The following is a 13701-nucleotide window of genomic DNA, read 5'->3' as shown; positions in this document are numbered from 1 at the left end:
CTGTATAATTGATGTTATCTATCAGGTGTTAAATTTAACTTATTTGCAAATTTTCGCGGTTATCGTCGCTGTGCGCTGACGGATAAAAGACCCACGGGAAAGCGATGACCGGGCAGCGGAAACCGCCCGGTGGGTCTGATTCAGGTCAGATTGAAGTAACGGTCCGGACGCAGCGTCTCCGGCAGCGGATGCTGACCGGTCATGTCGAGCAGATTGCGCTCAATGGTATTGCACATGGCGTTCAGCGGCAGATCATTGGCGGCGGTACCGAAAGGATCTTCCAGCTCTTCCGCCAGCGAATCCCACGACAAAAAGGTGTAGGAGATAAACACCGAGACAAACGGCGTCATGTAGTGCAGATCGCCGACCAGCGCGAACGGCAGCAGCGTGCAGAACAGGTACACGGTGCGCTGCAGGATCAGGGTATAGGCGAATGGCACCGGGGTGGTCGCCAGCCTTTCACAACCGCCCAGCACGTGCGCCAGCTCATCGAGTTTGTTGTCCATCAGCCCGTAGGTGATGTCGCTGAGCTTGCCCGCCTCCCGCAGCTGGCCAATTTCGTTGCCGACCAGCAGCAGGATCCGGTTGGTGGGCATTGAGCTGGCGAGGATCTCCGCCACCTTGTCATCCGGCAGCAGCCGCCGCAGGTCAGCCGTCGGATCGGTTTTGCGCAGCTGGTGCTTCAGGCTCCAGCTAAAGGCCACCAGATAGCTGACGATGCGGCGATGGACATCGTGTTCGGCCGGCAGGATATTGCGCAACTGGCGTACCAGCGTACGTTCGGCGATAAGCACCGTCCCCCACAGATTGCGCGCTTCGACGAACCGGCTGTAGCTGGCGCTGTTGCGAAAGCCGAGAAAAATCGCAATCGCAATCCCCAGCAGGCTGAACGGCGCCACCGTTAAGTGGATCCCCAGCTGCTCGTACCATTGATAGCTGATAATGGCGATGATGGACATCAGCACATTAAGCAGCAGACGAAAGATGATTTTCGACAGCACGGAGCCGTGCCAGTCAAATAAGCGAAGAAACCAGTGTTGTTCTGGCCGAATGATCATTGTCTGACTTCCTGAATTACCGCTCTGGTCATTATCTCTGAATAAAGAATAGAGATTATCTATGAACCGATTGGTTTATTTTATCGTTAACTGCGATGGGCAGATCTTCGCCATTATTTAGCGATGGTAATGGCGTTTTTAGTATGTGCTTTTTTTATATTTCAGGCAATCGATGCGCCAGCAATTAAGGCTCAGGGAAAAAATAGCCGCTGAGCCAATAAAATTGCCGGTTCAGGACACCGGGTGCGCCAGGCCGCTTTTGTCAGCCCCGCCTAGCGCGCTGGCCGCGTCGCTGGGATCAAGATGCACCATTACGTTAAGCACCGGATGCTGCGCCAGGACCCGCTCCCGCGCCTGACGGGCAATCTGATGTCCCTCGGCTACAGACATCTCTCCCGCCACCTCGAGATGGACATCCACCAGCACCAGATCCCCCGCCTTACGGGTTTTCAAATCGTGCAGACCCGCCACGCCCGGCGTGGCCTGCAGCGTGCCGGCGATCGCCCGCTGCGTCTCTTCATCGACCGCGCGGTCCATTAAATCGTGCAGCGCCGTGGCGGCGAAACGATAGCCCATGCGGGTGATTAGCAGTCCCACCGCCAGCGCGGCAAGCGGATCGAACCAGGCGAACCCGGCCAGGTTACCGATAATCCCCAGCGCCACCACCAGAGATGACGCGGCATCGGAGCGGGCATGCCAGGCGTTGGCGATGAGCAGCGATGAATTCAGCCGCGTGGCGACCGCCAGCATATAGCGAAACAGCCCCTCCTTAACGGCCAGCGCCACCAGCGCCATCCACAGCGCCACGCTGTGCACCGCCGGAATCGTCTGCGGCTGCGCCAGGTGACCTGCCGCAGACCACAGCATGCCGACCCCGACCAGCACCAGGATCGCGCCGAGGATCAGCGAGGCGCCATTCTCGTAGCGCCAGTGTCCATAGTGGTGATCGTGGTCTGAGGGTCGACGGCTCTTTTTATTCGCCACCAGCACCACCCCATCGGCGACCAGATCGGAAAAAGAGTGCATCCCATCAGCAATCAACCCCTGGGAGCCAGAGAATATTCCCACCACAACCTGAAACACGGAAAGGAAAATATTGACCACCACGCTAATAAGGGTACTCTTTCGCGCCTGCACCGAACGCTCATGATATTTATTATCATTTTCAAAATTATGTTGTGTCATTATTTCTCTCCCTTTGTGAGCGGGAAGAATAAACTGACAAGCTGAGTTTATGCTTAACAATATAAAAGCCATTGCCTTTCCGTTTAACGATATCGGCGCTGTCGATTATTAATATATTCTGAAAGGGTGGCAGGACAGGTACAACCGCGCGCGGATGGGCTATCTTATGACTGGCCCGGCAGGTCGGGCCACTTTCTCTTCACCACCACAGGAGTCAGCGATGTCAGAGAACACCTCATCCCGGCTGCGTTTTGCCATTAACCTGGGCAACGCGGTCCTGGCCCATCTCGGGGAGACGGGGGAGCCCGCAGGTCTCACCGTCGAGCTTAGCCATCGGCTGGCGACGCGCTGGGGCGTCACCGCCGAGTTCGTCCCCTATCCTGCCGCCGGAAAAGTGGTGGCTGACGCCGGCGGTGATCACTGGGACATTGCGTTTCTGGCCATCGACCCGGCCCGGGAAGCGACCCTGCGTTTTACGCCTCCCTACATCACCATCCAGGGGACCGCGCTGGTGAGAGCCGATTCGGCCTGTCAGCGGGTGGCTGACATGGATCGCCCGGCAACCACCATTAACGTCGGGCAAAACGCCGCTTACGATCTGTGGTTAACCCGTCATCTGCAGCACGCCAGCCTGAATCGCCTTCCCTCCTCGCAGGAGGCCATCGACGCCTTCCTCGCCGGTGAAGGAGATATGGTCGCCGGTATCCGACAGCCGCTGGAGGCGACAGCCCGTCAGCACGCTGGGGTGCGGGTACTGGCGGATAATTTTACTGAGATCCAGCAGGCCATCTGCGTCGCCCGGGCGGATGTCGCTGGCTTCAACGCGGTGAATGACGCGCTCAGCGAGTGGCGGGCGGATGGCAGCCTGGAGGCACTGATTGCCCGACAGCTGGGCAAGGCGAAGTGACCTTCACTCCACTTGCATCCGGCGCATGGCGCAATGCCAGGCGCCGTTGCGTACCGAGGCACGGAGCACGCGGGCCACGCCATGCACCAGCAGGCGCGTCGTGCGCCGCTGCAGCGGCGTGAGCGACAGCCCCAGCATCTCCTGCGCCCATTCCGGCAGCAGATCGATCCCGGCGCGCATCATGACCTGACCCACCGGCTGGCTCAGCCTACCCGGCAGACGAGTAGAGAGCAGCACCTCGGCTACCTCCCGGGTACGTTCGTCACAGCGCAACTGCGGGCGCATCGCCTCGAGATAGTCCGCCACTTCCTGCGGCGTCTGAGGGATGTCCTGGGCCCCCAGCCGACGGGCGATTTCCGCCGACTCGCGGAAATAGTCCTCCTGGCGCCCGGCGCTGACCACTGTCCGCTTGTAGCGCAGGTGGGAGGCCATAAAGCGGCTGCACTCGGCGACGTGCACCCAGGTCAACAGCGCCGGATCGCTGGCCTGATAAGGCGTTCCGTCCTTATCCACCCCGCCGATCCGCTGATGGATCCCCTGCACTTTGGCGATGAGCCGCTCGGCGTCGGGGGTAGTGGCAAAGGTGGTGGCGGAAATAAACTGGCTGGTGCGGCGCAGGCGGCCAAAGATGTCCTCACGGAAACGGGAGTGATCCCAGACGCCGGCCAGCGCCAGGGGATGCAGCATCTGCAGCAGCAGCGCGCTGATGCCGCCGCAGAGCATCGAGGTAAAATCGCCGTGTACCTGCCAGATAGCCGACTGCGGACCAAACAGCCCCGGCTCCCCTTTAGGCTGTTCAAAATCGATCTCTTTTAGCGCCATGCCGGTCAGGCCGAGCACCTGCGCCTCGATCATCCCGCGAATGCCGATCATGATGATGTCCCTTACGTGCAATTAAAGGACAAAAGATACCACTATTGGGCAGCGCAGGGAGAGATATTGGGAAAGGGTGCCCGCTGCGCGCGGGCACGACAGCTTACGGATTCAGCTGGTAGTCGAGAGTGATATTGGCTTTCAGCACCTGCGATACCGGGCAACCGGCCTTCGCTTTCTGAATGATCTCATCGAACGCCGCCGGCGCAACGTCCGGCAGAACAATCTGACTTTGCAGCGCGATGTCGGTTATCGCAAAGCCGCCGTCGGTTTTATTGAGGGTGACCACCGCCGTCGTGTCGATAGACGTTGCGGTATAGCCCTCTTCGCTGAGCATCAGCGACAGGGCCATTGAGAAACAGGCGGCATGCGCGGCGCCAATCAGCTCCTCAGGGTTAGTGCCTTTCACCCCTTCAAAACGGGTGTTAAAGCCGTAGGGCTGCTGGCTCAGCGCCCCGCTCTCTGTCGACACGGTGCCTTTGCCATGTTTCAGATCGCCTTCCCAGTGCGCCAGCCCTTTCTTATGAATCGCCATGTGACTCCTCCTGTGATGATGTCGAACAAAAAGTATAGTGCGTGATGCCGAACCTGCGCCTTTTCTGCGGCCTGGGCATCACTGTGCCCTTAAGGATCTCGTGGTCAGCCTCGCTAACGACCATCGTGTGGCTGATAAGGATCGGTTTTGTCGTCCTTGCTGTCGTCCCGTTTACGCGGCACTTCGCCATGCTCGGCAGGCGCCTCGCGCGCAGGATGCTTTCCGCCCTGCTCACCTTGCGGCTGAGATGTGTTACTCATATCGGCGTTCTCCGCTTACTTAGGCGACTGCTTGAGCAGACGATCGACACGCACCACCGGCGGCGTCATTTTGCGATCGAGGCTACCGTTGATGCTGACCAGATCGTCAGGCTCTACGTGCTGTTCGTTAAACGCGGCGGCCGGAATGATGGCAGTGATGGTGCCGCTTTTATCGCGAAACTGATAACGGTCATTTTCCCCTCGGGTGAGCAAATTACCGCGCAGTGAAATAGTCGCGCCATCGTGCATGGTTTTCGCCTGCTCAACGGTCATGATCCGGCCATCCTCGACGCCGCGATAGCCGTCATCGAGTTTGTGCGGCGGCGGCGGTGCGGCATCCTGACTAAAACCGCCCTTATCGTCCGCCTGTGCAATACCCACGGCGAGTACACAGGCCATAGCGAGCGCTAATTTTTTCATCATCCCTCCGTCATTTTACCGATGATTAGAATAAAGCCTGGCTGAGGCGATTCACTTTTACAAAGTCAATTGTTCTGATATCGACTAATATAAGAATGTCCTTATCGTTACGCTGTTGCCGAAACGAAACGCGGGGAAAATAATAATGATTAAGAATCAACAGGATTGTCCCATCGTTGACGAGAATGAACGAGCACTACGCTTCGAATATCGATTCCGGCGCTATGGGATAATTTTTCTGAGTCTCATCATTCTTACCGCGCTAAGCGGTCTGTGGTCCTCCGGTTATTTCAGTGAAGCGCACCGGGAAAGTGCCGCAGGTGAATTAAGCGTCGATTATCAGCGGTATGCCAGACTGATGAGTGAAACCGAAGTGAATATTCAGATTAAACCCGATGGAGGTAGTGAAAAAATTATCAGCTTCACCGCCCCGTTTTTATCGCGCTACCAGGTCGGTGATATCCGCCCGCAGCCGGATAAAATGTACAGTGCCGAGGGGAAATTATACCTCGTGTATCAGCAAGCGGCCAACCGCTCGCCGATGTCCGTGTGGTTATCCATTACCCCAAAAACAGCCGGCAATATTTCCCTGCAGGCGGCAGTGAACGATCGCGCGCCTGTCACCTGGAACCAGTTTGTCTATCCCTAGGAGTGGCTATGGAAATGGTGCTCAGAGCCGCAGCAATCTATTTTATCCTGTTGATTATTTTTAAGATTGCTGGCAGAAGAACGCTGATGCAGTTAACCAACTTTGATCTAATATTGCTCCTGATAATTAGCGAAGCCACCCAACAGGCGATGCTCAGCACAGACTATTCCGTCACCGGTTCGATGCTCACCATCGTCACTCTGGTGGGTGTTGATATTTTATTCGGCTATATTAAGAAACGCTTCTCGCAGGCGGAAAATTTCATTGATGGCAGCCCGGTTATTGTGGTGGAAAATGGTGCTGTCATCGACGAAAAGATAAAGCTCGTCAATATCTCTGTCGATGATATCCTGCTGGCAGCCAGGCAGCACCATGGGATCTATGAGCTCAAAGCGATCAAATTCGCTATCCTCGAGCGTAACGGCCAGATATCCATTATTCCTGAAAAGGAATAGTCTCAATTTTATTTATCGCGCTCCGGTTGTTTATCACCTGATTCGGGGGCGCGGGTGGCGTCATCCTCTTCTTTTTCAACGCTAAGCATGTTTAATGTCACCATTTTTCCTCCTCGCGGGTTGACAGGGTTCTAACAGATTATAGAACGTCCTCGCCGATGCAGGCACGATCCAGCCAGCATCATCCGGATATGTCGTCTGATTCACACTGCGTATATTCCAGGATATTTCCCACCTCGTCATTGTCATTTGTGAGGAATAATTAACCGATCTGTGCAGTTAATATTGCGCTAGCCAAAAAAATGAGGTCTCTATGTCTGTGATGGTAATTACCGGGGGAACCGCGGGGGCGGGCAAAGCCACCGCGCTGCGTTTCGCTCGCGCAGGATACCACGTGGCGCTGATTGCCCGAGATGAGACGGGTCTGCAGGAAGCCCAGCAGGCCTGCGAACGGTTTGGCATTAAAACGCTGGCCATTAGCGCCGACGTCGCCGATGCCGGGGCGCTGCAGCGCGCCGCCGCCGAGGTGGAAGCCACACTTGGCGCGATAGACGTTTGGATCAACAACGCCATGACCACCGTGCTGGCCCCCTTTCGTCAGATGAGCGAGGAGGAATTTCGCCGGGTGACGGAGGTGACCTATCTCGGCTATGTCAATGGCACCCGCGCGGCGCTGGAGGTGATGGCGCCCCGGGATCGGGGAGTGATTATTCAGGCCGGCTCGGCGCTGGCCTGGCGGTCGATTCCCCTGCAATCGGCCTACTGTGGAGCCAAGGCGGCGATCCGCGGCTTTACCGATGCCGTGCGTACCGAACTGATGCACGAGAAAAGACACATCCAGTTGACCATGGTCCAGCTGCCGGGGATGAACACCGCCCAGTTTGGCTGGGCGCGGAATAAAATGGATCAGGCCATGCAGCCGGTGCCGCCGGTCTATCAGCCAGAAGTCGCCGCCGAGGCTATCTATAGCGTCATCCAGCGTCCGGTCAACGAACTGTGGGTCGGGAAAAGCACCATCCAGTCGATCCTCGGCCAGGTCTTCTTTCCTCGCCTGCTCGATCGTCTGATGGTGAAAAAGGCGTGGGAGGGACAGTTTACCGGCCAGCCGAAGCCGGCAGAGCATCAGGACGACCTGTTCACGCCGGTACGCGGCAATCACCCCGGAAACGGCCCCTTTAACGATGGCGCACGGCGTAAAGCGGTGACCATTAGCGCCGATCTCCCGGGAAAAGTGGCTGCCGGCGTCGGGGTAGCGGTGGCGACGATGGCCCTGCGGGCGTTGTTCCGTCGTTCCGGGAAACGGCGTTAATCCAGGCTCCGGCTGAACCAGCGGTACCCATACCCGGAAAGCGCCAGCCGCGCATCTTTCCCGCCGTGTAGCCCATCCTGATAGAGCTTATCTTCCAGAATTGGGCTCCAGTAGCCCTCGGCCAGTGGCGGGAGCAGGACCTCTACCGCCTGCTGGCTGCAGTTCGCCAGCATCAGCACTTCCCGCGATTCGCTGCGATAGCACAAGCCCAGCACCGCAGCAGGTTTCACCGCGAGGATGGCGAAAGGAATGGAGCCCGGCTCGGTATATTCCGCCCGCGCCAGCACCATATTGCGCACCCGGTTCAGCAGCGATCGGGGGTGGCGCAGCGCTGCTTCGACATTGATCCGCTGGTAACGCCACCGCCCGCTGGCTATCGGTTTTACCGGCAGATCGTCCCGCGCCGCCCGGGAAAAGCCGCCGTTGGGCGCCGCCGACCACTGCATCGGCGTTCTGACCGCGTAGCGCTCCGGTAAGCTCAGATCGTCTCCCATGCCAATCTCGTCGCCATAGCGCATCACCGGCACGCCGGGCAGCGCCAGCAGGATCGCATGGGCCAGCGCCATGCGCCGGGTATCGCCATCCAGCATCGGCGCCAGTCGCCGGCGTACGCCACGCTGGTAAACGGACATGGCTTTATCAGGGGCAAAGGTGCGAATAACCTGGCGTTTATTGCGTTCGCCGATCCCCTCGAGATCCAGTTCATCATGGTTACGCAGCCAGTTGACGAAGCAGCACCCGTCCGGCGGGGTCACCATCGCCTGCAGGGCTTTTACCACCGGGGCGGCGCGCTGCTGCGCCAGACTGAGGTAGAGATATTTGTTAAGCCAGAAATTGAGCACCATCTGCAGCCGATCGCTGTGACCGAAGTAATGGCGGTAATCTTCTACCGCAACGTCCACTTCACCCAGCAGTATCGCCTCGGGATTGAGGCGCTGAACGACCTGCCGGAGATGGTTCAGCAGCGGGTAGCCGCGCGCCTCGTCGCCCTTCCCGGCCTGTTTCACCAGATGTGACGCGGCATCGAGGCGAAAACCTGACACGCCCGCCTGCAGCCAGAAGGTGATGATGTTTTCGATTTCAGCGATCACCGGCGGATGAGCAAGATTCAGATCCGGCTCATGACGATAAAACATGTGGCGATAGTATTGCCCGGCCTGTTCGTCCCAGCGCCAGACGCTCTCCTCGACGCCGGGAAACATGGGGGGATCGTCCTTCTCCGGCGGCCTGTCGGCCCAAAGATAGTATGGCCGCCACGGCGACCGGGGATCGCGTCGCGCCGCCTGAAACCACGGGTGCTGGGCGGAAGTGTGCTGGATAACCAGCTCAACAATCACCCGCAGCCCCAGCTCCCGGGCGCGGGCAATCAGCTCAATCACGTCGGCGATGGTGCCAAAGCGCGGATCGGGCTGCAGATGGTCGCTGATATCATAGCCATCATCCTGCAGAGGGGTGAGATAGAAAGGCGTCAGCCAGAGCACCGTCGCCCCGAGGCTGCGAATGTAATGTAGCTTTTGGCGAATACCGGCGAGATCGCCGTAGCCGTCACCGTTAGCGTCATAAAACAGTGAACTATCAACCTGATAAATGACCGCTCTGTGAAACCACTGTTCCCGTTGCATCACTATCACCTTGCTTATTCACCCTGACGGGTGGCCCGTCACTCGCCAGCAGATTCAGCGCGGTTTACGTCCGCCCCTCGCCGTCGGCCGGGGTTTGGCGACAGGCGATACGGTAGCGTGTTCCGCTGAAGGCGCCCGATTCGCCACCGCGTCCACCAGAGCCTGCTGTCTGGCGGTTAATTTCAGAGGAACCTGTTCCTCGACAGCATGGAGCGCGATCGTGTGGCGTTTAACCATAGTTTTTCTCCGGCGGCTTATTTTCCGGCCTCAACGCCAGGCAGATCGGCACGATGCAGAAATTGCCCGACGATCGTCGGCTGATGATGAAGCAGCCAGTCAGCCATGCCTCGCTCCTCCGCCAGCATCGCCTCCAGGGCGTGAATGGCATGGTGGTCGCCCACCCGTTTCGCCGCCGTCAATAAGGCGGTATAGCAGGCGACCTCGAATTGCGCAAAAACATAGGCCGTGATAATGACCTTAATGACCTCATCGCCGGGCAGCAGCATCCCAATGGACTGGCCCAACGCGGCAACCCGGCTCATCGCATCCTGCAGCGCGGAGCGGGAAATATGATTACGGGCAATGATATCCTGCAGAGACGATAATTGCCGGCGGGTTTCATAGAGATGTTGTTCAAGACGCGTGCGCAGTGGCGGATAGTTTTCACTCCTTCTGGTTGCCGTGATTAATATTACTTCGGCCTGTTTCTCCATCGCATGAGCATCGCGCAGCCAGTTATGATAATTTTCAATATCCGTCATAAATACCTCTGATAACCAATCCTTTATTTGGATGTGGGATCTTCATTCTCTTCCGCCGCCTGATCCGCTCGCGCTGCGCTATATCCGGATAAATGCCCAACGATATTCGCATAGATGCTAATGAGAATGACCCACAGGACGCTGTTTTTCCACCAGATTAACGAGGGTATTGCCAGAATGACCCACATCACGGCGGCCACAAGATGGCAACGTTTAATCAATGCCGGTGTCAGTTTCATTTTTATTACCTGCTATCTTATAAATACTTAACCGTTAACCAGCATGTTGCCGATTCATTTACTCTTCGCGTATTGCCGATAAATAAATACGAGTATTCGACCAGATTTATTATTATCAGCCCATATAAACAGAAACCTGCGGACCGGCAGGCCCACAGGTTTTTTTTTTCGGCGCCCTTTTTAAAGCGCCTCAGGCTTCAGTCATTAACTGTCACCGGCTTTACGACCACCGCCATGACTGTTCTTACCACCCTTTTTACCGGCTTCGGATGCACGCTCAGGATCATTTTTAAAGTTCCCGCCGCTGTGCTGTCCGCCTTTACGCCCGGCTTCGGATGCTTTTTCACGATCTTCTGCAAAGTTACCTGAACCGCCTCTATGCTCTGCCATAATTTCACCTTTTAGGTTTACTCGATCTCGGTTGGTAAATGGAAAATGACCCTGTTACAAATCATCGCCCTCAATATCTAACACTAGAGGAATGCTCGCAGGAGTCAAATTAACGCCAGGCTTTTATCCACGCCAAATGGCAAATAAAAAATAAATAACGAAGCGGCAGTAAAAATAAATACATTGTAACTCACTTATTCGCCTTAGGTTATCACCATTTTCTATCGTGAAACTTTTCCCCTCGACGCTTTTGTAAAAAATGAAAATGATAGATGTTATTTATTTTTTTCTTCAGCCAGACATCACCGTCATAAAAATACTCACAATGAAGTAGTTCATCAACCATCCATAGGTGCAAAAAACTATTTTTTTCACAATGCACCCCCCTTCGTCTTTAAAAAAGCATACCGTCATTCAGCCCGCCCGGTAAAATAGCCCCGCACCGCAAATTAAGGATGGAATAATCCTAATTTAACACCACCAATAATAACGCAGCGACATACAACGAAATTCGCCAAGGATCAGCCGGTTAAAGTCAAATAAAGCCCCTATTTTGCCTGTTAAACAAGATAGATGATCCTCTCGCGCTGCCTGGCCTGGGTGAAGCTGACCTATCCTTAGGTCTGGCCCGTTCTGTCTGAAGGAGATGACTATGCAAGATGAAAAACCGCCAATGAAAAAATTACCCACCTCCATGTTGCCAGAAGAGACGGCTCCCCGTCCGGAGTTCCCGGAGCAAGAACAAACCCCGCCGGGTCTGGATGCGGAGATGGAGCCGTCACCGGACCACGGGGAAACCAGCTACACCGGCACCGGGCGGCTGGCGGGTAAGAAAGCGTTAATTACCGGCGGCGACTCCGGCATTGGCCGCGCGGTGGCGATCGCCTTTGCCCGCGAAGGGGCCGATGTCGCCATAAGCTATCTGCCGGAGGAGCAAGAGGATGCCGATGAAGTCATCGCGCTGATCAAAGCCGAAGGTCGCACCGCGGTGGCCCTGCCGGGGGATATTCGCTCCGAGTCCTTCTGTCAGTCGCTGGTGGCCGACGCGGTGGAACAATTGGGAGGCCTGAGCATCCTGGTCAATAACGCCGGACGTCAGCAATACTGCGAGACGCTCGAGGAGCTCACCACCGAAGACTTTGACGCCACCTTTAAAACCAATGTCTACGCGCCGTTCTGGATCACTCGCGCGGCGCTGCCCCATCTCCAGGCCGGGAGCGCAATCATCAATACCACCTCGGTGCAGGCCTATAAACCCAGCCCAATCCTGCTCGATTATGCCCAGACCAAAGCCTGCCTGGCGATCTTCACCAAATCGCTGGCCAAGCAGGTGGCGAAACGAGGCATTCGCGTCAACGCCGTGGCGCCAGGCCCTTACTGGACGGTGCTGCAATCCAGCGGCGGCCAGCCGGACGAGAAAGTGAAACAGTTCGGCAAAGACACACCGATGGGCCGCCCGGGGCAGCCGGTCGAGATCGCCCCGCTGTACGTCACCCTGGCATCAGACGCCTGCTCCTATACCTCCGGTCAGGTGTGGTGTTCTGACGGCGGGGACGGCGTGGTCTAAATCCGTCGCCTCCGGGCCGATAAGCGGGCCGGCGTTATGCCGGTCCCTCCCCAACACGATCGCCGCGCAGCCCCTGTGTGGCGATTTTTCCTCTCCCGCAGCGTGTTTAGCCGGCTGCATGCTATGATATCCGCCCGCCGCTGTGCGCTGACCCTGAGGACAACTGATGAGTAATGAGATCCCCCTGAAATTTTATGACATCGTGGACGAGTACGAGACCGAAGCGGCCTCCCCGGTTAAAGAGACGGAACGCGATGCGCTGGCGCGCTATTTTCAACTGCTGATTGAGCGGCTGATGAATAACGAAGAGATCGATGAAGAGGCGCAGCAGGAGATGGCCCGCGAAGCGGCCATTGATGAACGCCGAATTGACGATATCGCCAACTTCCTTAATCAATGGGGCAACGAGTAAGTCTCATCGTCAGCTCACCGGCAGGGCCACCGCCCGCCGGTGTTGCCGCTGAATGCAACGCCATGTTCATGCCCTGGCGGCAATCTCCCCCAGACGTCGCTGCAGCGCATCCAGAAACAGCGGTAGCCCATCGGGCTGATAGTCGCGGGAAAGATAGATGCCATAGACGCTCAGCGCCTTCGGCGTCCAGTCAGGGAGCACCACCTCCAGCGCCCCGCTGGCCAACGCGCTCCGCGCCTCCAGTTCGGGGAGCATCGCAATGCCGCACCCGGCGACCGCCGCCTCCAGCAGCAGAGAAGAGATCCCCGCGCTCAGATTGCCGCTCACCGCCACCGACGCCTCCTGCCCCTGCGCATCGCTGAACTGCCAACGCTGGCCGGCAAAGTGGCTGTATAACAGACAGTTATGCTGTTGCAGATCGTCAAGCGTCGCCAGCGGGCCATGCTGCTGGAGCCAGCGCGGTGCGGCACAGAGGAGCGAACGACACAGCCCGAGGCGGCGAGCGATCGCCCCGGGCTCGGGGTTGTCGGTAATGCGAATGGCCACGTCGATGCGCTCGCCGATCAGGCTGACCGGATGGTTATTGATATCCAGCTCCAGGCGCAACTGCGGATAGCGAGCGAGGAAGTCCGGCAGCAGCGGAGAGATCAGCTGCATTGCCGTGAAGTGCGCGCAGGCGACGCGCAGTGTGCCGCTGGGGTCGGCCCGCTGGCGCTCGCCGGCGATTTCATCGGCGATCCGCGTCAACCCGCGGGTCTTAAGCAACACTTTTTCCCCCGCCGGCGTCAGGGTCAGCCGGCGGGTGGAACGATGGATCAGCCGGGCGCCAGCCCAGTTCTCCATCTGCTCCAGATAGCGACTGACCATCGGACGCGACATCCCCAGCGCCCGCGCCGCGGCGCTGAGACTTCCCAGCTCGCAGATGCGCAGGTATACCTGAGCAGCAATCACCCTGTCCATCATGCCCCCTTCATCTGCACGATTTATGAAACTCAGCATCTCTTATTTCAGGAATTCTATCAAATAGCGAAATCCGTACAATGGAACGCATTCACCTGT

At 57.3% G+C, this 13701-nt stretch carries 18 protein-coding genes; 6 read left to right on the top strand and 12 right to left on the bottom strand.

Going from position 1 to position 13701, the window contains the following annotated elements:
- Nucleotides 1-140: 140 nt before the first annotated feature.
- A complete protein-coding gene (locus N438_RS02455) occupies nt 141-1058 on the bottom strand; it encodes a bestrophin family ion channel (RefSeq protein WP_012968132.1) in 918 nt (305 codons plus the stop codon).
- A 231-nt stretch (nt 1059-1289) separates the two neighbouring features.
- Nucleotides 1290-2243, bottom strand: a complete 954-nt coding sequence (locus tag N438_RS02450; protein ID WP_042947889.1) for a cation diffusion facilitator family transporter — start codon at nt 2241-2243, stop codon at nt 1290-1292.
- A 220-nt stretch (nt 2244-2463) separates the two neighbouring features.
- Here N438_RS02450 and N438_RS02440 point away from each other — a divergent pair, with 220 nt between their 5' ends.
- Nucleotides 2464-3150, top strand: a complete 687-nt coding sequence (locus N438_RS02440) for an ABC transporter substrate-binding protein (protein ID WP_039103605.1) — start codon at nt 2464-2466, stop codon at nt 3148-3150.
- A 3-nt stretch (nt 3151-3153) separates the two neighbouring features.
- On the opposite strand, the gene N438_RS02435 is transcribed toward N438_RS02440, so the two are convergent.
- The 4 genes from N438_RS02435 to N438_RS02425 all read right to left on the bottom strand — a co-directional run bounded on the left by N438_RS02435 (nt 3154) and on the right by N438_RS02425 (nt 5238).
- Nucleotides 3154-4023 carry an oxygenase MpaB family protein gene (locus tag N438_RS02435; RefSeq protein WP_039103607.1) on the bottom strand — a complete coding sequence of 290 codons (870 nt, stop codon included), beginning with the start codon at nt 4021-4023 and terminating at the stop codon, nt 3154-3156.
- Nucleotides 4024-4126: 103 nt separating this feature from the next.
- Entirely contained in the window at nt 4127-4558 is a 432-nt protein-coding gene (locus N438_RS02430) for an OsmC family protein (protein ID WP_008804765.1), read from the bottom strand.
- 113 nt (nt 4559-4671) lie between these two features.
- Nucleotides 4672-4818, bottom strand: coding sequence for a hypothetical protein (locus tag N438_RS27725; protein WP_012541624.1), 147 nt, complete (start codon nt 4816-4818; stop codon nt 4672-4674).
- Nucleotides 4819-4833: 15 nt separating this feature from the next.
- A complete protein-coding gene (locus N438_RS02425) occupies nt 4834-5238 on the bottom strand; it encodes a YdeI family stress tolerance OB fold protein (RefSeq protein WP_064323531.1) in 405 nt (134 codons plus the stop codon).
- 145 nt (nt 5239-5383) lie between these two features.
- Here N438_RS02425 and N438_RS02420 point away from each other — a divergent pair, with 145 nt between their 5' ends.
- From N438_RS02420 to N438_RS02410, 3 genes are all read left to right on the top strand, one after another.
- The gene (locus N438_RS02420) at nt 5384-5887 is read left to right on the top strand and encodes a hypothetical protein (protein WP_116696053.1); all 504 of its coding nucleotides are present in this window, start codon (nt 5384-5386) and stop codon (nt 5885-5887) included.
- 8 nt (nt 5888-5895) lie between these two features.
- Nucleotides 5896-6342 carry a YetF domain-containing protein gene (locus N438_RS02415; RefSeq protein ID WP_008804762.1) on the top strand — a complete coding sequence of 149 codons (447 nt, stop codon included), beginning with the start codon at nt 5896-5898 and terminating at the stop codon, nt 6340-6342.
- 313 nt (nt 6343-6655) lie between these two features.
- Nucleotides 6656-7651: an SDR family oxidoreductase gene (locus tag N438_RS02410; protein ID WP_116696052.1), complete on the top strand. Its 996-nt coding sequence runs from the start codon at nt 6656-6658 to the stop codon at nt 7649-7651.
- Here N438_RS02410 and N438_RS02405 read toward each other — a convergent pair.
- The 5 genes from N438_RS02405 to N438_RS02385 all read right to left on the bottom strand — a co-directional run bounded on the left by N438_RS02405 (nt 7648) and on the right by N438_RS02385 (nt 10663).
- Complete coding sequence (locus N438_RS02405; protein WP_111459922.1) at nt 7648-9273, bottom strand: alpha-amylase family protein; 1626 nt, start codon at nt 9271-9273, stop codon at nt 7648-7650. The two genes, N438_RS02410 and N438_RS02405, sit on opposite strands and share 4 nt — an antisense overlap.
- 54 nt (nt 9274-9327) lie before the next feature.
- The gene (locus N438_RS02400; RefSeq protein WP_012968126.1) at nt 9328-9510 is read right to left on the bottom strand and encodes a hypothetical protein; all 183 of its coding nucleotides are present in this window, start codon (nt 9508-9510) and stop codon (nt 9328-9330) included.
- Nucleotides 9511-9527: 17 nt separating this feature from the next.
- Nucleotides 9528-10034: a DUF892 family protein gene (locus tag N438_RS02395; RefSeq protein WP_071582886.1), complete on the bottom strand. Its 507-nt coding sequence runs from the start codon at nt 10032-10034 to the stop codon at nt 9528-9530.
- A gap of 23 nt (nt 10035-10057) precedes the next feature.
- Nucleotides 10058-10273 carry a hypothetical protein gene (locus N438_RS02390; protein WP_008804758.1) on the bottom strand — a complete coding sequence of 72 codons (216 nt, stop codon included), beginning with the start codon at nt 10271-10273 and terminating at the stop codon, nt 10058-10060.
- A 204-nt stretch (nt 10274-10477) separates the two neighbouring features.
- Complete coding sequence (locus N438_RS02385) at nt 10478-10663, bottom strand: general stress protein (protein ID WP_008804757.1); 186 nt, start codon at nt 10661-10663, stop codon at nt 10478-10480.
- 652 nt (nt 10664-11315) lie between these two features.
- On the opposite strand from N438_RS02385, the gene N438_RS02380 reads away from it, so the two are divergent.
- Both N438_RS02380 and N438_RS02375 read left to right on the top strand, forming a co-directional pair.
- Nucleotides 11316-12230: an SDR family oxidoreductase gene (locus N438_RS02380; protein WP_008804756.1), complete on the top strand. Its 915-nt coding sequence runs from the start codon at nt 11316-11318 to the stop codon at nt 12228-12230.
- 166 nt (nt 12231-12396) lie between these two features.
- Nucleotides 12397-12642: a DUF2543 family protein gene (locus tag N438_RS02375; RefSeq protein ID WP_008804755.1), complete on the top strand. Its 246-nt coding sequence runs from the start codon at nt 12397-12399 to the stop codon at nt 12640-12642.
- A 66-nt stretch (nt 12643-12708) separates the two neighbouring features.
- Here the strand turns inward: N438_RS02375 and N438_RS02370 are convergent, their stop codons facing one another.
- Nucleotides 12709-13602 carry a LysR family transcriptional regulator gene (locus N438_RS02370; protein ID WP_116696051.1) on the bottom strand — a complete coding sequence of 298 codons (894 nt, stop codon included), beginning with the start codon at nt 13600-13602 and terminating at the stop codon, nt 12709-12711.
- Between the last annotated feature and the right edge of the window lie 99 nt (nt 13603-13701).

It is taken from the genome of Klebsiella sp. GL120222-02, assembly GCF_003097195.1.
Lineage (GTDB): Bacteria > Pseudomonadota > Gammaproteobacteria > Enterobacterales > Enterobacteriaceae > Klebsiella > Klebsiella variicola.
The sequence above is the reverse complement of the archived record's forward strand: the minus strand, read 5'-3'. Positions and strand labels throughout refer to the sequence as shown.

Coding starts and splice junctions, on each gene's coding strand:
- N438_RS02450 (WP_042947889.1), bottom strand. CDS start 2,243: ATGACACAACATAATTTTGAAAATGATAATAAATATCATGAGCGTTCG.
- N438_RS02455 (WP_012968132.1), bottom strand. CDS start 1,058: ATGATCATTCGGCCAGAACAACACTGGTTTCTTCGCTTATTTGACTGG.
- N438_RS02420 (WP_116696053.1), top strand. CDS start 5,384: ATGATTAAGAATCAACAGGATTGTCCCATCGTTGACGAGAATGAACGA.
- N438_RS02390 (WP_008804758.1), bottom strand. CDS start 10,273: ATGAAACTGACACCGGCATTGATTAAACGTTGCCATCTTGTGGCCGCC.
- N438_RS02375 (WP_008804755.1), top strand. CDS start 12,397: ATGAGTAATGAGATCCCCCTGAAATTTTATGACATCGTGGACGAGTAC.
- N438_RS02410 (WP_116696052.1), top strand. CDS start 6,656: ATGTCTGTGATGGTAATTACCGGGGGAACCGCGGGGGCGGGCAAAGCC.
- N438_RS02400 (WP_012968126.1), bottom strand. CDS start 9,510: ATGGTTAAACGCCACACGATCGCGCTCCATGCTGTCGAGGAACAGGTT.
- N438_RS02380 (WP_008804756.1), top strand. CDS start 11,316: ATGCAAGATGAAAAACCGCCAATGAAAAAATTACCCACCTCCATGTTG.
- N438_RS02430 (WP_008804765.1), bottom strand. CDS start 4,558: ATGGCGATTCATAAGAAAGGGCTGGCGCACTGGGAAGGCGATCTGAAA.
- N438_RS02385 (WP_008804757.1), bottom strand. CDS start 10,663: ATGGCAGAGCATAGAGGCGGTTCAGGTAACTTTGCAGAAGATCGTGAA.
- N438_RS02415 (WP_008804762.1), top strand. CDS start 5,896: ATGGAAATGGTGCTCAGAGCCGCAGCAATCTATTTTATCCTGTTGATT.
- N438_RS02370 (WP_116696051.1), bottom strand. CDS start 13,602: ATGGACAGGGTGATTGCTGCTCAGGTATACCTGCGCATCTGCGAGCTG.
- N438_RS27725 (WP_012541624.1), bottom strand. CDS start 4,818: ATGAGTAACACATCTCAGCCGCAAGGTGAGCAGGGCGGAAAGCATCCT.
- N438_RS02440 (WP_039103605.1), top strand. CDS start 2,464: ATGTCAGAGAACACCTCATCCCGGCTGCGTTTTGCCATTAACCTGGGC.
- N438_RS02425 (WP_064323531.1), bottom strand. CDS start 5,238: ATGAAAAAATTAGCGCTCGCTATGGCCTGTGTACTCGCCGTGGGTATT.
- N438_RS02435 (WP_039103607.1), bottom strand. CDS start 4,023: ATGATCGGCATTCGCGGGATGATCGAGGCGCAGGTGCTCGGCCTGACC.
- N438_RS02405 (WP_111459922.1), bottom strand. CDS start 9,273: ATGCAACGGGAACAGTGGTTTCACAGAGCGGTCATTTATCAGGTTGAT.
- N438_RS02395 (WP_071582886.1), bottom strand. CDS start 10,034: ATGACGGATATTGAAAATTATCATAACTGGCTGCGCGATGCTCATGCG.